General features: G+C 38.2%; 15 protein-coding genes. 7 read left to right on the top strand and 8 right to left on the bottom strand.

All coding sequences use genetic code 11. From position 1 onward, the window contains the following. Window positions 1-83 precede the first annotated feature (83 nt). Window positions 84-1,475 (top strand): aspartate ammonia-lyase, encoded by a 1,392-nt coding sequence (gene aspA / locus NOX80_RS18140; RefSeq protein ID WP_256551220.1) that lies wholly within the window; start codon window positions 84-86, stop codon window positions 1,473-1,475. Window positions 1,476-1,522: 47 nt separating this feature from the next. On the opposite strand, the gene NOX80_RS18135 is transcribed toward aspA, so the two are convergent. The 4 genes from NOX80_RS18135 to NOX80_RS18120 form a co-directional block, all read right to left on the bottom strand. Then, window positions 1,523-1,975, bottom strand: coding sequence for a PepSY-like domain-containing protein (locus tag NOX80_RS18135; RefSeq protein ID WP_256551219.1), 453 nt, complete (start codon window positions 1,973-1,975; stop codon window positions 1,523-1,525). 81 nt (window positions 1,976-2,056) lie between these two features. Then, window positions 2,057-3,358, bottom strand: a complete 1,302-nt coding sequence (locus tag NOX80_RS18130) for a sensor histidine kinase (protein ID WP_256551218.1) — start codon at window positions 3,356-3,358, stop codon at window positions 2,057-2,059. A gap of 2 nt (window positions 3,359-3,360) precedes the next feature. Then, complete coding sequence (locus NOX80_RS18125) at window positions 3,361-4,032, bottom strand: response regulator transcription factor (protein WP_256551217.1); 672 nt, start codon at window positions 4,030-4,032, stop codon at window positions 3,361-3,363. 60 nt (window positions 4,033-4,092) lie between these two features. Beyond that, complete coding sequence (locus tag NOX80_RS18120) at window positions 4,093-5,709, bottom strand: ABC transporter substrate-binding protein (protein ID WP_256551216.1); 1,617 nt, start codon at window positions 5,707-5,709, stop codon at window positions 4,093-4,095. Window positions 5,710-5,883: 174 nt separating this feature from the next. Here NOX80_RS18120 and mtaB point away from each other — a divergent pair, with 174 nt between their 5' ends. Beyond that, on the top strand, window positions 5,884-7,212 hold the full coding sequence (gene mtaB, locus NOX80_RS18115) for a tRNA (N(6)-L-threonylcarbamoyladenosine(37)-C(2))-methylthiotransferase MtaB (protein ID WP_256551215.1): 1,329 nt from the start codon (window positions 5,884-5,886) through the stop codon (window positions 7,210-7,212). Window positions 7,213-7,295: 83 nt separating this feature from the next. Here mtaB and NOX80_RS18110 read toward each other — a convergent pair whose 3' ends face one another. After that, window positions 7,296-7,577: an N-acetyltransferase gene (locus NOX80_RS18110; RefSeq protein WP_256551214.1), complete on the bottom strand. Its 282-nt coding sequence runs from the start codon at window positions 7,575-7,577 to the stop codon at window positions 7,296-7,298. Between the two features lie 146 nt (window positions 7,578-7,723). Between NOX80_RS18110 and NOX80_RS18105 the strand changes: the two genes are divergently transcribed. After that, window positions 7,724-8,410: an alpha/beta hydrolase gene (locus NOX80_RS18105; RefSeq protein ID WP_256551213.1), complete on the top strand. Its 687-nt coding sequence runs from the start codon at window positions 7,724-7,726 to the stop codon at window positions 8,408-8,410. Beyond that, window positions 8,403-9,299 carry a lytic transglycosylase domain-containing protein gene (locus NOX80_RS18100; protein ID WP_256551212.1) on the top strand — a complete coding sequence of 299 codons (897 nt, stop codon included), beginning with the start codon at window positions 8,403-8,405 and terminating at the stop codon, window positions 9,297-9,299. The genes NOX80_RS18105 and NOX80_RS18100 overlap by 8 nt, the downstream gene beginning before the upstream one ends. On the opposite strand, the gene NOX80_RS18095 is transcribed toward NOX80_RS18100, so the two are convergent. Next, entirely contained in the window at window positions 9,296-9,997 is a 702-nt protein-coding gene (locus NOX80_RS18095) for a TlpA family protein disulfide reductase (RefSeq protein ID WP_256551211.1), read from the bottom strand. The genes NOX80_RS18100 and NOX80_RS18095 overlap by 4 nt on opposite strands. Window positions 9,998-10,138: 141 nt before the next feature. Further along, on the bottom strand, window positions 10,139-10,654 hold the full coding sequence (locus NOX80_RS18090) for a DUF2892 domain-containing protein (RefSeq protein WP_256551210.1): 516 nt from the start codon (window positions 10,652-10,654) through the stop codon (window positions 10,139-10,141). Between the two features lie 251 nt (window positions 10,655-10,905). On the opposite strand from NOX80_RS18090, the gene rpmH reads away from it, so the two are divergent. The 3 genes from rpmH (at window position 10,906) to NOX80_RS18075 (ending at window position 15,093) form a co-directional block, all read left to right on the top strand. Beyond that, window positions 10,906-11,067, top strand: coding sequence for a 50S ribosomal protein L34 (gene rpmH, locus NOX80_RS18085; RefSeq protein WP_026979292.1), 162 nt, complete (start codon window positions 10,906-10,908; stop codon window positions 11,065-11,067). A 100-nt stretch (window positions 11,068-11,167) separates the two neighbouring features. Further along, on the top strand, window positions 11,168-14,020 hold the full coding sequence (carB, locus tag NOX80_RS18080) for a carbamoyl-phosphate synthase large subunit (protein WP_256551209.1): 2,853 nt from the start codon (window positions 11,168-11,170) through the stop codon (window positions 14,018-14,020). A gap of 116 nt (window positions 14,021-14,136) precedes the next feature. Further along, window positions 14,137-15,093, top strand: a complete 957-nt coding sequence (locus NOX80_RS18075) for an ion channel (protein WP_256551208.1) — start codon at window positions 14,137-14,139, stop codon at window positions 15,091-15,093. A gap of 22 nt (window positions 15,094-15,115) precedes the next feature. Here NOX80_RS18075 and NOX80_RS18070 read toward each other — a convergent pair whose 3' ends face one another. After that, the gene (locus NOX80_RS18070) at window positions 15,116-19,186 is read right to left on the bottom strand and encodes a DUF7948 domain-containing protein (protein ID WP_256551207.1); all 4,071 of its coding nucleotides are present in this window, start codon (window positions 19,184-19,186) and stop codon (window positions 15,116-15,118) included. Window positions 19,187-19,229 lie beyond the last annotated feature (43 nt).

Genomic DNA, 19,229 nt, shown 5'->3' with positions numbered 1-19,229 from the left:
GTTTTAAATTTAACGAAAGGCAAAGCAAAATCTCTAAAATAAGCAGTATCTTTAAAATGTAGTAATTCAAAAATTATCTTACAATGTATAGACTTGAAAACGATTTGTTAGGGGATTTAAATGTTCCTGAAAAGGCATATTACGGGATTCAAACCCAACGCGCAATTGATAATTTCCATATTTCAGGAGTTCGGTTATTTCAGTATCCGGAGTTTATTAAAGGGTTAGCCTATGTAAAATGGGCAGCGGCCGAAACCAATTTTACACTTGGTTTACTGGATGAAAAAATAAAAAATGCTATAGTTACAGCGGCTAAAGAAGTGATTGAAGGGAAATTTGATAAAGAATTTCCTGTCGATATGATACAGGGCGGAGCCGGAACATCAACCAATATGAATATTAATGAAGTATTGGCTAACAGAGCACTGGAAATAATGGGGTATCAGAAAGGGGAATATCAGTATTGTTCACCGAATGATCATGTTAATCTTTCTCAGTCAACTAATGATGCATATCCGACTTCGATAAAGCTGGCTGCAATTAATTCGAATGTTAAATTGATCGGCCATTTAAAATTATTGATTGCTTCTTTCCGTAAAAAAGGAGAAGAATTTAAATCGGTATTGAAAATGGGACGTACACAGTTGCAGGATGCCGTTCCGATGACATTAGGACAGGAATTCGAAGCTTTTGCGGCGAATCTGGAAGAAGAAATCGAACGATTAAATCAGAATTCAGCTTTGTTTTTTGAAATTAATATGGGCGCAACGGCTATCGGAACCGGATTAAACGCTGTTCCGGGTTACGCAAAGTTATGTGCTGAAAACCTGGCTAAAATTTCCGGACATCCTTTTGTATCGGCACCTAATCTGATTGAAGCGACACCGGATACCGGATCATATGTGATCTATTCTTCTGCCTTAAAAAGAATGGCGATCAAAATTTCTAAGATTTGTAACGACTTGCGATTGCTTTCATCCGGACCGCGTTGCGGATTAAATGAAATCAATTTACCGCCGATGCAACCGGGGTCTTCTATTATGCCGGGGAAAGTAAATCCGGTTATTCCGGAAGTAATGAATCAGGTATGTTACCGTGTAATCGGAAATGATCTGACAGTTACTATGGCGGCAGAAGCAGGACAGTTACAGTTAAATGTAATGGAACCGGTATTGACGTATGCTATTATGGAATCGATGGAGTTGTTAGCAAATGGTATGGATACATTGCGAATGAAATGTGTTGATGGCATTACAGCTAATGTTGAACATTGTCGTGAAATGGTGTTGCACAGTATTGGTATTGTAACGGCATTGAATCCGTATATCGGATATAAAAATAGTACCAAAATTGCAAAAGAAGCATTGGAATCCGGGAAGAGTGTATACAATTTGGTTTTGGAGCATAATATTCTTTCCAAAGAACAGTTGGATGATATTCTGAATCCTGAAAATATGCTGGCACCTAAAGGATAAAAATAAAAAAACAGAACATATTGTTCGGTTTTTTTATATCTGTAAGCTTAATCATCAACTCGTAAAAATTCTCCCTTAGAATTGAATTTTAGCTCCAGGCCATTATTCAGGTCCACTTCATAATCCCAGGCTCCTTTATCGATTTTTACAATCGCTGCACCTTTGTAGTGATTTTGGACATACGTTAGAATCGGTGCCGGTATGATGCTGTTCGGAATAGTGTTTTTATTGCCGTCTACTTCTTCCCAGTTTCCTTTTCGGTCAAATTCAATTTCAGTACCGTCTGCTAATTGTACTTTATAGTCCAGAGAAAAGGTCTCTTCGTCTTTCAAAATATAATTCGGTGTTTGTTTCGGATAATGCTTTTTCAAAAAGTTTTGCGCATTAGCCGGTAACTGTGCCATTTTGATATTGGTTTTTTGTGCTTGTACGGTAAATCCGGTTAATAGGATTAATAATAGTACAACCGGGGTCAAATTGGATTTCAATATTGTTTTCATAATTGTATTGATTTTTAAATTTGATACAAGATTACAACCTGAATTGGGAAACAATTGGGAAAAACAAAAAAGAACTTTTTTTTATGGGAACGTAATAGTAAAAACATGTTCCTTGTCAAAGGTGTATGTAATATACAAATTATAATTGGAAATAATCGATTGTACGATGGCTAATCCCAATCCTGTGGAGTGTTCATTGGTACCGTGACGGGCAAAACGATTAAAAATAAAATCAGGATCTAACGGTTGGTCGGAACCGGAATTCCGAATGATCAATTGTTTTTCGGATAGTGTAATTGCAACTGTGCCGCCTGTTTGATTGTGTAATATGGCATTTTTGATCAGATTGCTTAAAAGTGTTACTGCCAGTCCTTTGTTCATTTTAAACGTCAACGGTTCCTTTTGATCAATGTGTAAGGAAACGGATTTAAATGCCGCAAAATCATCAAAGTCGGATGCAATTTGTTCGGTTAATTCATTAAAATCGATGTCTTCTTCATCCGGAAATTGTCTGTTCTCAATTTTTGACAGCATTAACAACGATTTGTTTAATTTGACCAGTCTGGAAAGGGTATCGGTTATTTTACCGACATCTTCCATCTGTTCTTCGGTTAACATGTTGTTTTCAGCGAATAGTTCCAATCGGTTGATGCTAATGGCTAACGGTGTTTGCAACTCATGTGAAGCATTTTCAATAAACTGTTTCTGACTATTATAAGTGGCTTCGTTGCGTTTTAATAACGCTTCCAGTTCTTTGCCTAATACTTTAAATTCATCGATAGGAGAAGGTGGAGCGTGAAAAACAGTACCGGTTCCAAGTTTAAAATGGCGTAATTTGTCCAAAAGTGAATGGAAGGAGCGCCAAACTTTTTTCAGAATAAAATAATTGATGATCACAATGCTAACGACCAGCATGATATAAAGTGCAATCAGTGCGGTCATCAAATCTTCCAGAAGCTCGTCTTCTTCTACCATCGAAGCAGTAATCGTTAATTCGTACGGATTACCGTCTGATGCCATAAAAACTGTTTTTAATACACGCACCGGCTCATAATCATCATCGTATTCCATATATTGATGATCGTTGTAAATCACATCCTGATTATCATCGTCATCGTCGTCATCACTGTGATTTCGGGCAATAAATCGTCCCATCGGAACCGGTTTTATCGTAAACTGATTAATCTCCGATTCGTGTTTGGTCAGTAGCTCCGGACTTTCTTTCGCTTTTCGGATAATGAGTAGTTTTGAGTTTTTAAGACCGTCATCAATATTGTCATACACTTCTTCCAGAATCACCATGTAAAAAAGACTGGCCCATAACGCAATAACACCCAGTAAGGCGATAAGGAGGTAACGTAATGTATAAACCTGAAGTTTCATATTTAACTCATTCGGTAACCAATGCCGTAAACAGCTTGAATATCGATTTCAGCCGCAGCATCTTTTAGTTTTTTTCGTAAATTTTTTATCTGAGAGTAGACAAAGTCCAGATTATCTGCCTGATCAATATAATCACCCCATACATATTCGGCTAGTGCGGTTTTATTAATCAGTCGGTTCGGATTTGTGATGAAATAATATAAGAGATCAAATTCCTTACGGTTAAGTGTTAATTCTGTTTTGCCGACAGTTACAACACGTTGTTCGGGTGATAAGGTAACGTTGTTCCAATGTATCAGCTTATCGCCGTTATGACTTTTTCTTCGGATCGCCGATTTGATTCGGGCATGAAGTTCTGCCAGATGAAAGGGTTTGCTGAGATAATCGTCTGCTCCGATATCGAGTCCTCTTACTTTGTCTTCAACAGCATCTTTGGCCGAAATAATGATAATGGCTTCTTGTTTGTGTAAGGTTTTGATTTCGGCAACCAAATCCAGACCGTTACCATCCGGTAGCATAATGTCTACAATTACGCAATCATACTCATAGCATCCTAATTTATCAAGTCCGTCATTAAAATTCGCCGCCGTTTCTACGATAAATTTTTCTTTTTCCAGAGATTGCTGAATAACCTCGCGTAGTCCTTTTTCGTCTTCTATTAGCAGAATTTTCATAGGCTTTAAGTGTGATGATTACATAAATGGACGCAAGTTAATGGGGAATTTGGGAAAGAATTAGGAATGATTCGGAACCTTTTTTACTTTTTTAAGTTGTAATAGGTTTAACGGGTTTATTCCCAGATTTTCTACATTTTTACGACTAAATCGGGCTACTCTGTCGTAAAATAACGGGATAATCGGTGCTTCTTCTATGATTAACGCATCCATCTGTTTGTATAATTCATAGCGTTTGGCATCATCGGTTTCTAAAAAGGCTTTTTCATATAAGGCGTCAAAAGACTTATTTTTAAAATGGGTATAGTTTGGCCCGTTTGGCGCAAAATTGTTACTGTAAAACAGAGAAAGGTAGTTTTCAGCATCGGGATAATCGGCGATCCAGCTAGCCCGGAAAAATGAAACCTTCCCGGTGGCAATAGCCTGGCGCAATGTGGCCGGAGGCGTTACGTCGACCTGAACATTTAAACCGATTTTTTGCCATTCCCGCTGTAAATATTCTGTAATGTCAATGTAAGACGCATTGGTTGAAAGATATACAGTCGGATTCTGATTTCCTGTTGCTTTTTTATAGGCGGAGATGAGTTCCCGTGCTTTTTGCGGATCGTAGTCATAACCTTTTAATGCGCTGTAACCCGGTAATCCGGCGGGGATAATTCCGCTTGTAGCCGGTGTTCCCATTCCGTTACGGAGATATAGAATCATTTTTTTACGATCGAAACCATAATTCATTGCTTGACGAATCCGTTTATCCAATATCGTTTTGTCGGTTCCGTCCATACGAAAACCTAAATATTCGGTATTCAGATAAGGTCCGGTAATCAGGTTGACATCATTCTGGTATTTCGGTTGCAATTCCCCTTTTTGTGTTAGAATTTCATCCTTATAAGAAGGGTCTAATCCTGAGACAAAATCCAGTTTACCCTGAATGAATTGGAGGAAACCGCTTTGTTTATCCGGTAGAAAAGTGATGGCTACGGCTTCCAGATAAGGTAATCGTGTGCCTTGTTCGTCTTTTTCAAAATAGAGCGGATTTTTACGCAATACCAGTTTAACGTTCTCTTCCCATAATTTCATTTGGAAAGGTCCGGTTCCGATAGGGTTGGCCCGAAAATCATAACCGGGTGTTGCAATAATTTCTTTCGGAACAACCGAAGCATATTTCATGGATAGCAATCCTAAAAATGCAGGGAAAGGTTTTTGTAGTCTGATTTCAAAAGTGCTGTCATTTTTCGCTTTCATGTCTGCTACCGTTTGAAGTATCCAACCGCCGGGTGAAGCTACTTTTTCATCCTGTAATCGTTTTAAGCTGTATTCAAAATCGGAAGCGGTAACAGTTCGCGTACTGTCTTTTCCGAAATATCCGCTTTTATGAAAATAAACATCATTACGTAGCGTGAAGGTATAGGTCTTTCCGTCCGGTGAAATCGTCCAGGATTTGGCTATGTCCGGTTGGATGTGTAAACTGTCATCCAGTTGAACCAGTCCGTTAAAGATCAGATTACATGGCCAGATAATAGCCTGACTCTTTGAAAAAGCAGGATCCAGGGAACTGACATTGGCACTTTCGTTATAGCGAAAAACCAGATGTTCTTTATCGTCTGTATTGTTTTTACCACAAGAAACCGTTAAAATCGCAAGACAAAAGGTTGATATGGAAAAGATTATTGATCGCATCAGGAAATAGATTTCGGTTTGTCGGCTGTTGTAAAGTCTTAATATAATGTGAATTAGAGATATAAATCTGCTAATGGATTTTACCAAGCCGAATTTTGTATGTATCTTTGCAAACTCTTTTTAAAAAAGATGTAAATATAACTAAAGTTACTACTTTATAGGTAGCTTATCATTATGGAAAACAGAAAAAAAGTTGCTTTTTATACGTTGGGATGTAAACTGAATTTTTCAGAGACATCTACCATAGCCCGGAGTTTTCAGGACGAAGGCTTTGATCGTGTGGATTTTGAAGAAATAGCCGATATATATGTTATCAACACTTGTTCGGTAACGGAAAACGCGGATAAGCAGTTCAAGCAGATCGTAAAGAAAGCCTTAAAGAATAATGATAAAGCCTTTGTGGCGGCTGTTGGTTGTTATGCACAGCTAAAACCGGAAGAATTGGTCTCGGTTGATGGCGTGGATCTGGTTTTGGGAGCTACCGAAAAATTTAAAATTACCGATTATATCAATGACCTGTCGAAAAACGACATGGGAGAAGTGCATTCCTGTGAAATTGAGGAAGCCGACTTTTATGTAGGAAGTTATTCGATCGGTGACAGAACCCGTGCTTTTTTAAAAGTTCAGGATGGTTGTGATTATAAATGTACGTATTGTACGATTCCGTTGGCACGTGGGATTTCCCGTAGTGATACAATGGAAAACGTAATGAAAAATGCTAAAGAAATTTCGGCACAAGGCATTAAAGAAATTGTACTGACCGGAGTTAATATCGGAGATTACGGAAAAGGAGAGTTCGGAAATAAAAAACACGAACATACGTTTTTTGAACTGGTTCAGGCTTTGGATGAGGTTGAAGGAATCGAACGATTACGAATCTCATCGATTGAACCGAATCTGCTAAAAAATGAAACGATCGAGTTTGTGTCGAAAAGCCGCACTTTTGTTCCGCATTTTCATATTCCGTTACAATCGGGAAGCAATACGATTCTGAAAAAAATGAAGCGTCGTTATTTACGGGAATTGTATGCTGACAGAGTGACTAAAATCAGAGAGGTAATGCCGCATGCTTGTATTGGTGTGGATGTAATCGTAGGATTTCCGGGAGAAACAGACGAATTGTTTCTGGAAACGTATAATTTCCTGAACGAACTGGATATTTCTTATCTGCATGTATTTACCTATTCGGAAAGAGATAATACAGAGGCTGCTGAAATGGAAGGTGTAGTGCCGATGAATGTAAGAAGTAAACGAAGTAAAATGCTACGCGGACTTTCAGTTAAAAAGCGAAGAGCATTTTATGAAAGTCAATTGGGAACCCATCGTACAGTATTGTTTGAAGGTGAAAATAAAGAAGGATACATTCACGGATTTACGGAGAATTACGTAAAAGTTAAAACACCGTGGAATCCGGAGTTGGTAAATACCTTACACGACATTCAGCTTACCAAAATAGACGAAGACGGAACCGTTCGTATGGACTTTGTCAACGTTCCGGTATAAAATATAATACCTGACAGGTTTTAAAACCTGTCAGGTGTAATAGATAAAAAAATGGCTGTCGTAAGGCAGCCGTTTTTGTTGTTTTATATTTTAATTCCCGGAGGGAGTAATTCCTTATAAACCGGGTTCTTTCTGAAAAAAGAAGTAATCTTTGGGTGTGTCGGAACAACCCGAAACCTTTTTTCTTCGGCATTAGACATAATCGCTTTTAGAAAAGCATCGATAGTTTCTGGAGCTTCCTTTTCGGAGTGGTTCAGTTTGGTTAAAAATAGTTTTCGATCCTGAAGGGAATATTCAACAGTTAATAGTCCGTTTTCAGTTTGATTTTCGAATTGTCTTAATAATTCGTTGTCTTTAATTTCCATGATATAAAGTATTCATATAGAAGAAATAGTTGATAATAATTTAACCCGGAAACCAATTGTAAAATTATCCGGAATGAATTATTTTTATACAAATTTCGGAAAAATTCATAAGATTCCGCGTTAGTGAAGCGTTAAAACATCAGATAATGAGTAAAATACCCGTTTATTTAATGCCGGGACTGGCAGCTAATCCTATCATTTTTGAACACATAAAATTGCCTGAAGATCAGTTTGAGGTACATTGGCTGGAATGGTTTTTGCCGGAGCCTAAAGAAAGTCTGGAAGCTTATGCTAAAAGAATGACTGAAAAAATTGAAGCAGAAAATCCGGTATTAATTGGTGTTTCTTTCGGAGGGATATTGGTGCAGGAAATGGCTAAGATTATTCCGGTGCGAAAAACCATTATTATTTCCAGTGTTAAAGCCAATACGGAGTTTCCAAAACGAATAAAATTTGCTAAAACAACAAAGGCTTATAAATTAATTCCGACAGGACTATTTGGAAATATCGAAGTACTGGCTAAATATGCATTTGGAGAAACGGCGAAAAGCCGGATTCAGTTATATGAAAAGTTCTTGTCAATGCGGGATAAAAGATACCTTGACTGGGCATTGGAACAAGTTGTTTCATGGAATCGAAAAGAAGCCGATACTAGTATTGTTCATATTCATGGAGATAAGGATGAGGTATTCCCGCTAAAAAATATTCACGATGCGATTATTATAAAAGGCGGAACTCACGTGATGATTATAAATAAATACCGCTGGTTAAATCGTAATTTACCGGCTATAATTTTAGGAGAAAATACAATAAAAAATACGGAAGATGAATAAAGTGAAAAGAATAGCCATTGTGGCTGCCGTTATACTGACAAGTGGTGTTATGGTTTATTGGACGGATGCCGGAACCGGAAACGATGTGGATGTGAAAAATCATGTGTATTTACCGCTGAATATTGATTTTGCCGGTGAAAAAGTACCGATGACACTATCAGACGTAAAAGAAAGAATGGATCGTGAGCTTTTAGTGAATGTGAATTTACATGCTACCACTGCACTGATCATCAAAAGAGCAAATCGGGCGTTTCCGGTAATAGAACCGATTTTAAAACAATATGGTGTGCCGGATGATTTTAAATATCTGGCTGTTATTGAAAGCGGATTAATTAATGCGGTTTCCTCAGCCGGAGCAAGAGGTATATGGCAGTTTATGCCGGATACCGCCAAAGAAAAAGGAATGGAAGTAACCGAAACGGTAGATGAACGTTATCATTTAGAAAAATCAACGGAAGCAGCTTGTAAATACTTATTGGCTGCAAAAGCGAAATTTGGGAACTGGACATTGGCGGCTGCTTCTTATAACGGAGGAATGAACGGTGTTAACAAGCAGATTGAAAGTCAGAAAGTGAGTGATTATTATGATTTGTTGTTGAATGATGAAACGGCCCGTTATGTATTCCGCATTCTGGCCTTAAAAGAAATTATGACGAATCAGGTGAAATATGGTTATGATTTACCGAAAGAGGTGTTGTATCAGCAAATTCCGGTACGAAAAGTCGAAATAACCGCTAATATTGATGATCTGGCGACTTTTGCATTAGATCAGGGAATTAATTATAAGATTTTAAAAGTTCATAATCCGTGGTTGCGCGATAAGAAATTAGTAGTAACACCTAATAAAACCTATGTGATCGATATTCCTTTGGAAGGGTATAAACGCTAGTGTTTGGCTAATCTTTGTGAAGAGTCGTTGATTTTGTTGATCAAAAGGCAATTGAGGTGCTCTTTGAAAGAGGTGTAGTTAGCGTCGACTGCTTTGGCATACGTGATTTTTTGATCCGGCTTGATAATACCGCGTTTGATGCTAACTACATTTCGCTTTTCATCCAGTAAATAGGTAAGCGGAAAACCGAGACTGTGTTTTAATGTTGATACGAGATACGCGTCTCTGTTGTAGGTTTCGTGTGCGTAGCAAATCATAATCCGACTGTCGAATTTTTTAGATAGCTTTTTGATGTTGGCTTTTCGATCCCAGTACAATACAATAAACTGTACGTCCTTTCCGTATTGTCGGGCGAGTTTGTTTAAGGCCGGAATTTCACCTTTTCCAGGAACGCACCAGGAAGCATATGTGATCAGAAAAACCGGTTTGCTAACGGTGCTGAGGCGTAATCTGTTTTTATGATAGCGTTTTAAATTGAAATCGTCAAATAGCGTTCCTACAAGTTGGTTTTGAACAAGAGAATCAAAGAGAAAATGACCGCGTTCGGTATCACCGGTTTGATAAGCCAGATCCGATTGTTTGGAATAGGACTTTAAATTCCGGTGTAAGGTGTATGAAAACAAAAGGGTAGTGTTATCTTGAGCAGTAACTGTAGAAGATAGAAAGATACAAACAATTATAAAGTAGATGTTTCTCATAGGCAAATACATTTAGGTGGTACTTGTTGGAGGTAAACATTCTTTATTATAAGATGCGATAAACGCATTTCGGTTGCGTTACAAAGATAAAAAAAAACGCCTCTAAAAAAGGCGTTTTTAATTGAATATCAGTGTTTTTGATTACATTTTCTTCATTTGATCTTTCATCATCTTGATTTGATCTTTAAGCATATTCTGCTTGTCCAGTTTTTTAGCCTCGTTTAATAAGTTCGTAGCTTCTAATTTTCTTCTGCGTGTCATAGCAATTCCGGCCAGGTTTAGTTTGGCTAAAGCCAGATCCTGATCCATGTTTAATCCTAATTCAATTGCTTTCTTGAAATATTTCTCGGCAGCCGATAAATTGGTTTGGGAAACCATAAGACCATTCAGGTAGTTGTAGTATCCCTGTTGTTTTCGAACCAAAGCCGTATCCGGATTTTTAATATAAGCAAGCCATTTTTGAGCACCCGGGAAATCCTGTTTTCTAAGCTTTAAAAAAGCAAGTAAAATAAACTCGTTTTTAAAGTATAATAAGATAAAGATTGACGAAAGTAATAATAAGAAGATTCCGTTCCCGATATTACTCTCGGTAAATTGCCAGATTCCCAATGCAATGATGATAGCGGCTATAATTAGTTTGATATTTCTGTGAAACATAATTGTTTTTGTTTTAGGTTTGCAAATGTAATAAAATGAAATGATCGGGCGAAATTAAGTTTCGTAAAGCCCGTTTTTTAAAGGAATTCCCACGACGTTAATCGCTAAAGAGCAAAGCAGTTAACAGAAATAAAAATATTTTTTTAAAAGGACTTGCCAGAAATAAAAGTCTTTGTATATTTGCACTCGGTTTTGAAGCGAGATAATTCAAAGCTGATCCTATTTAAAAACACGATTTAAAGATAAAAGCAATGAGTAAGAGAACGTTTCAACCATCAAAAAGAAAAAGAAGAAACAAGCACGGTTTCATGGAAAGAATGGCTTCTGCTAACGGAAGAAAAGTATTAGCACGTAGAAGAGCTAAAGGAAGACATAAGTTAACGGTTTCATCAGAACCAAGACATAAAAAATAATGATTTTTAAAATCATAAATAGAGGTGTTACTTATTTAAGGTAACGCCTTTTTTTATATCTTTTCGTTAAAAATAAAATAACTACATACAACACAACACAATGCCTAAAGACAATTCAATAAAATCGGTTTTAATTATCGGTTCGGGGCCTATCGTAATCGGACAGGCCTGTGAGTTTGACTACTCCGGATCGCAATCCGCTCGATCACTTCGTGAAGAAGGAATTGAAGTTATCTTGATCAACTCCAATCCGGCGACCATCATGACGGATCCTTCCATGGCGGATCATATTTATTTAAAACCGTTAACAACAAAATCCATTATAGAAATCCTAAAAGCACACCCGCAAATTGACGCTGTTTTGCCGACAATGGGTGGGCAAACTGCACTAAACCTGTGTTTGGAAGCAGATGAAAAAGGAATCTGGCAGGATTTTAACGTACGTTTGATCGGTGTTGATGTAAATGCCATTAATGTAACGGAAGACCGGGAACAATTCAAACAATTATTAGCTAAAATCGAAATTCCGGTAGCACCGGCTAAAACAGCTAATTCCTTCCTTAAAGGGAAAGAAATTGCTCAGGAATTCGGCTTTCCTTTGGTAATCCGACCTTCGTTTACTTTAGGTGGAACCGGAGCTGCTTTCGTACATAAAAAAGAAGATTTTGACGATTTACTAACCAGAGGTCTGGAAGCATCGCCAATTCATGAAGTGTTGATCGATAAAGCGCTACTGGGATGGAAAGAATATGAATTGGAATTGTTACGCGATAAAAACGACAACGTAGTCATCATCTGTACAATCGAAAATATGGACCCGATGGGAATCCATACAGGAGATAGTATTACGGTTGCTCCGGCAATGACGTTATCAGACAGAACATTCCAGAGAATGCGGGATATGGCGATCCTGATGATGCGTAGTATCGGTAACTTTGCCGGCGGATGTAACGTTCAGTTTGCCGTTTCGCCGGATGAAAAAGAAGATATTGTAGCAATTGAAATCAATCCTCGTGTATCGCGTTCTTCAGCTTTGGCATCAAAAGCAACCGGATATCCGATTGCTAAAATCGCTACTAAACTGGCTTTAGGATATAGTTTGGATGAACTGCAAAATCAAATTACCAAATCAACTTCGGCTTTATTCGAACCGACATTGGATTATGTAATCGTAAAAATACCGCGTTGGAACTTCGATAAATTTGAAGGAGCCGACAGAACTTTAGGTTTACAAATGAAATCTGTTGGAGAAGTAATGGGAATCGGACGTTCGTTTCAGGAAGCATTACACAAAGCCACGCAATCATTGGAAATCAAACGTAACGGACTAGGAGCCGACGGAAAAGGATATACAAATTATGATCAGATCATAGATAAGTTGACGTATGCCAGCTGGGATCGCGTATTTGTAATCTATGATGCAATTGCAATGGGAATTCCGTTGAGCCGTATCCATGAAATTACGAAAATCGATATGTGGTTCTTAAAACAATATGAAGAACTATATGCTTTGGAAAAAGAAATTTCCAAACACAATATCGATACATTAACTAAAGAATTATTGCTGGAAGCAAAACAAAAAGGATTTGCCGACAGACAGATTGCTCATATGTTGGGATGTCTGGAAAGTCAGATCTATAAACTACGCGAAGATTTAGGCGTAAAAAGGGTTTACAAATTAGTAGATACCTGTGCGGCTGAGTTTAAAGCGAAGACACCTTATTATTACTCTACTTTCGAAGCCGAAATCGAAAAAGCAGACGGTACTCGTTATGTGGATAATGAAAGTGTAGTAACCGATCGCAAAAAAGTAATCGTTTTAGGTTCCGGACCAAACCGTATCGGACAAGGAATCGAGTTTGATTATTCTTGTGTTCACGGTGTATTGGCTGCGGCTGAATGCGGTTACGAAACCATAATGATCAACTGTAACCCGGAAACGGTATCAACTGATTTTGATACAGCGGATAAATTGTATTTTGAACCGGTTTTCTGGGAACATATTTACGATATCATCCGTCATGAAAAACCGGAAGGGGTTATTGTACAGTTAGGCGGACAGACTGCATTGAAATTAGCTGAAAAACTATCGAAATACGGAGTTAAGATTATCGGTACAAGCTTTGATGCTTTGGATTTGGCGGAAGACAGGGGGCGTTTCTCGGAATTATTGGAAGAATTAAAAATTCCGTTCCCGAAATTCGGAGTAGCTGAAAGTGCTGAAGAAGCATCGAAACTGGCTGATCAACTGGACTTCCCGTTATTGGTTCGACCATCATATGTATTGGGCGGACAAGGGATGAAAATCGTGATCAACAAACAAGAGCTGGAAGAACACGTAGTGGATTTGTTACGTAAAATACCGAATAATAAATTATTACTGGATCATTATCTTGACGGAGCGATTGAAGCGGAAGCGGATGCAATCTGTGATGGTGAAAATGTATACATTATCGGTATTATGGAACATATCGAACCTTGTGGAATTCACTCGGGTGACAGTAATGCAACATTACCGCCGTTCAATTTGGGTGAGTTTGTAATGCAGCAAATTAAAGATCATACGAAAAAAATAGCTTTAGCTTTAAAAACGGTAGGACTTATCAATATCCAGTTTGCGATTAAAGACGATACGGTTTATATCATTGAAGCGAATCCGAGAGCATCGCGTACGGTGCCGTTTATCGCAAAAGCGTACGGAGAACCTTATGTAAACTACGCAACAAAAGTAATGTTGGGTGAAAATAAAGTAACGGATTTTGATTTTAACCCGCAATTAAACGGATATGCAATCAAACAACCGGTATTCTCATTCAGTAAGTTTAAAAACGTAAACAAAGCTTTAGGTCCTGAAATGAAATCAACAGGAGAAAGCATCTTGTTTATTGATGACCTGAAAGACGATCAGTTCTACGAATTGTACTCCAGAAGAAAAATGTACCTGAGTAAATAACAGGACACTATACAAACAAAGCCTCGGTAAATCCGGGGCTTTTTTATTGATAGAACACCGTAAATATGTAGTAAAATGGAAGCTGTTTTTTTAGTAGCTTTACTTAAAAAAGTACAATGGCATTCTTAAAACGAATTAGTTCGAGGGCTAAGGCCGATGAAAATACAGGTTTCGGAAGCAATGCGTCTATTTATGGCGGACGTTTTGTCAATAAAGACGGAAATGCCAATGTACGGAAAGTAGGAGTCGGAATTACTGAACGGATTAGCTGGTATCATGCGATGATCGATGTACCGCGATGGAAATTCATGTTTATCATCTTCGCCTTTTATTTAATTGTCAACTTTCTTTTTGCCTGTATTTACTTTCTGATCGGAGTGGAACATTTACAGGGAATCACTGCTGTTACGGCAGTTGATCAGTTCGGACAGGCGTTTTTTTTCAGTGCGCAGACTTTTACGACTGTAGGTTACGGACATATTAGTCCGACCGGTTTTATGACCAGTTTTGTTGCGTCGGTTGAAGCCTTATTCGGATTGTTGAGTTTTGCCATTGCGACCGGTTTGTTTTACGGAAGATTTAGTAAACCGAAAGCCTTGATACGTTTTTCGCAAAATGCAGTTATCGCACCGTATAAAGACGGTAAAGCCCTGATGCTGCGAATGACGCCTTATAAGAACACCAACCTAATGGAAGCTGAAGCTAAGGCAACAATTGGATTAAGCCTGGAAGAAGACGGCAAAAAAATCAATAAGTTTTTTACACTCGATCTGGAATTGGAGAAAATTAATATGTTGGCACTGAGTTGGACACTAGTGCATCCGATCACAGAAAATAGTCCGTTATTTACCTTTACGGAAGAAGATTATGCCAAACAGAAAGGGGAAATCCTGGTTTTTGTAAAGGTGTTTGACGATATGTTTAGTGCCACAGTAGTAAAGCGTACTTCTTATACCTTACGTGAAATTGTTTATGGTGCAAAATTTAGTCCGATGTTTGAAGCCGACCGCGATAGCGATGAGACAATATTATATGTGGATAAGCTGAACAGTATTCAAAAAGAAAACGTATAGTGGCACACTATACGTTTTCTTTTTAACGGATTAACGAAAAATGACCTCTGTGCTCTTTTCCGTCTTTTCGTATTACGACAAACCAGTAATCGGTAGCGGGAAGTGGCGCTCCATTATAGGTGCCATCCCAACCGGAATCATTATGCTTAAGCTCTTTGATAAACTTACCAAATCGATCAAAGATTCGTACGGTTAATCCTTTTTCATAATTTGAGAATTTAATTCGCCATCTGTCATTATGGCCATCTCCGTTTGGACTAAAGAATTTGGGATAATTGAGTAGAAAAACATCTTTAGTGGTTTGCCCGCAATCGTTTTTATCTTTTATATAAACGGTATAATTCCCACTACTCAGGTTGGTAAAGCTATTACTGTTTTGGAAATGTATGCCGTCCAATGAATATTCGTAGTTACCAATGCTACCGCCGGTAAGAATTACTGATATTGTATTTTCATTTTCGGTCCAGTCGGTTGTCACGATATTTCTAATAACCGGAGCGTTGGATGTTACCACACTAATATTTTTAGTCGTCGAACAACTCACCATTCCATGGTTTTGCGTAACGGTAACGGTATAATTTCCAGGTTGGCTCACTGTAATAGATGAAGTAGTCGCACCGGTAGACCATAGATAGCTACTGTAATTACCACTTGCATTAAGAATAATCGTGTTATTGGAACAGATTGCCATAACATCGGGAATTTCGATACGTGGCGGATTGACCAGTGTTAGTGTTAAACGTACAACCTGATAACAACCGTTAGCAGCCTGAGCACGAACATAAACGATATTGGAACCCATTGTCAGCCCATAATTGGTGTAATTATTTATTGATGCATTATCACTTTGGTTTTCGGCACCGGAAAGCGTTGTGTAATACGAAAAGTTAATAGAAGTGTCCGATACGATATTGGTATTAAAAGAAGTAAGATCGACTAGTTCCGTGTTATTATTTTGATCATCACAAATATAAGTAGCATAATCCTGTGCATTAACAGTATGGGTTAACGTGACGTGTATTCCTATTCGAGGGCCTTCACATCCATTTATCGTTTGAGTTGCGAAATAGGTAGTATTGTTCTGTATTATTGTTGTTGCAGGTAGTATTGTGTTTCCTGTGCTACTATCATACCATTTGATAGAGTTTCCTGTTATTTGGATATCGGCTAAAGTAGCATTTTGATTATCGCAAAGTATCTGCGAAGTAGTCGCGTTTGGTAATGGAGTTGTAACCAGACTTACCGTGATTGGAATTAACGAGCTTTCACAATTATTAAGGGTTTGTGAGGCATAATAAGTAGTGTTGTCCTGTAATAGCGTACCGGTATTTACTATATTTCCGTTAAGATTGTCGTACCAGAGAATATTCTGACCGCTAATTGTAATATCGGCAATAGTAGCATTTTGTTGGATACAGAATGATTGTGGATTACTGGCTGTAGGTTCCGGAGTGGCGGTAATGTTTACATTTTGTGTCTGGGTAATACTGTTTGTTCCGCTTCCATAATGCCAGGTTATAGTATAGGAACCGGGAATCGTATATGTTAACGGATCTGTTGTAATACCTTGTATCAGTCCGCTACAGTTATCCTGTGCCGTAGGAATTGTTGTGATGACAGTGTTACAATCGCCATTAATTGCCGGTAAATTCAACAGGGAAGGTGTGGGAATAGCGGCATTACCTACCGTTACATTTAGTGTAATGGTATTGTCGCATCCACCGGTACCGGTTATAACACAACTATATTGTCCGTTATGTAAAGCTGTTACATTCTGAATTGTCGGATTTTGAAGTGTAGAGGAAAAACCGTTAGGACCAGACCATTGATAATTTGTTCCTCCACTGGCAGTTAATTCCAAATTACCGTTAATGCAAACCGGGGAATTACTGCTAGCTGTTGTAGCCGAATGGCAGTCTTTAAATTTAACTAAAAAAGTATCAGCGCCGATTGTATTTCCAGTGGGAACAGAAGCAAAATCCGGTTGATGTGACCCTGTTGTAGCAATACCAGTTCTGCTGACAGAAGTGCCATACAAAATAATATCATTAGAACTGTCAACAGCTGTTAATCCCATCTGATCGCTAATTTCTCCGCCATAATAGGTACCCCATTCCCGCTGACCTGAACTGTTCAGTTTAACCAGATAGACTGTAGAATTGTAGCTGGCATTGATTTTAGTTGGCATATAGGCATCAGGAGTTGTGATTCCGGTGCTTATTTTTGTATAACCGGAAAAATAAACATCCTGATTTTGATTAGCAGAAAGCCCCATTATCATATCAGGAAAATACGTTCCCCATACCTTTTCTTGGGTTGCAACATCAAATTTTATGATATAACTACTCTCAATAATAGAAGGCATTATATTAGGAATAAGCTGGAACGTCTCAAAAAAAGTACCGGGCGTTCCGATTCCGGATTGCCCCATTGTTTTTCCAACCAGATAGATTGCTGTACCTTTTAACTTTCCAAAATGAATGTTATCATTAGCAGTACTGCCTAAATAGGTTCCCCATATACGCTGTCCATCCAATCCGAATTTAATAATGATATTGTCGCTACCTCCATTTAGGCTAGTCTGATAAGCACCAGGTGTTGCAATATTATTATTACTCCAGGAGCCGCCAACGGCGTATAAAAAATTGTCGTCTGAGATGAGACAAGAGTTAAAACTCTCGGCTCCGGTACCACCATAATAAGTTCCCCAGATTCGGACTCCCTGTGTTGAGAATTTTACAAGAAAAGCATCCGTGGTGCTGTTGGCAGCATCGATATTCGGCTTATGAGATCCGGCTGTAGCAATACCGGTACCACTATCGGTTTGGCCACACAGATAAACATTATTTGCATTGTCAGCAATGATCCCGCGAGCAGAATCGTTAAAATTTCCACCATAATAGGTTCCCCATTCTCTGAGCCCGTTCGTATTTAATTTAACAACATAGGCATCCCTGTGGATATCCTTGTTCGGTTGATGGCATCCTGGTGTGGTTAGTTGTGCTACTGGTGTGGTCGTATCTCCGGCAAAATAAACATTGTAGTCTTTGTCGGTACACAAGACAATTGGAAAAGCAGTATGATATGTCGCCCAAATTCGGTTGCCATTAGGATCGAATTTGGCAATAAAGCCATTAAAACCTGTGGTAAGATCCGGCTGGTAAGATCCGGCTGTAGCGATATTGTTTGGGCTGGAAGTAATCCCGCTTATATAAATGTTATTTAAGTTATCAGTGATGATATCGTTTATGTTTTCACTACCGCTTCCACCATAATAAGTACCCCATAGACGAATCGGAACCGGGTCGATAACAATTGTTTTATCATTGTAACCGGCAGGACCGGCAAAGCCATAGGTGTTTTTTTTGATTTTTTTATACTGAATGGCAATCTCTTTTCTGTTTTTTTGATTGTCTTCGATCCAACTGGCAGGCATCACTTCCTCCATCGATCCGAAGCGAACGCGCATTTTGATCTTATTGTCTTCCAAATCCGTTTTGGCCCCTTTAACCTCAAATTGTATGTCCGACAATCGTGCTCCGGGTTTTAAAATGAAATTGTATTCAACTGCTTTTGAGTGATCATCCGGTATAAAAAACAAAAGATCAATATTCGGATACAATTCCTGATACACTACTTTTTGATAGGTATAAACTTTTGCAACCGGTGTGTTTATCGAGCTGGTGTAATAATTTTCATAGTCATCTGATTTTTCTTTCCCGATAAGCGCTACATTTGGATTGGCATTCAGAAAGTTGATGTCTACCCTGTGAAAAGAATATTGAGAAGATGTTTTCGGTTTTGTTATCGTTGGATGTTCCGGAAAGAAGAGCGCATCCTCTTTTGTTAAAGGAACCGTTTTGATATCATAGAGATCGTATGAAAATCCTTGTTTTTTTAGTTGTACGTTTAAGCCTCTGGTGTGTAATAAATAGGCAACCGCATTGTTTGCAGTTCCTTTTTGATCTACAATCTGACCTACATTTTCTTTAAAACCGCTTGTTTCCGACTTGTTTTGTGCTAATAGTATAAATGATGGGAAAAATAAAAGTAATAGAAAATATCGAATGCAAGTTTTTGTAATAAAGGCCATGGATTATAAGTGCTAAAAGGGGCAAATATAGTTTATTATAGAA

This window comes from Flavobacterium cerinum, assembly GCF_024496085.1.
GTDB lineage: Bacteria > Bacteroidota > Bacteroidia > Flavobacteriales > Flavobacteriaceae > Flavobacterium > Flavobacterium cerinum_A.
The sequence above is the reverse complement of the archived record's forward strand: the minus strand, read 5'-3'. Positions and strand labels throughout refer to the sequence as shown.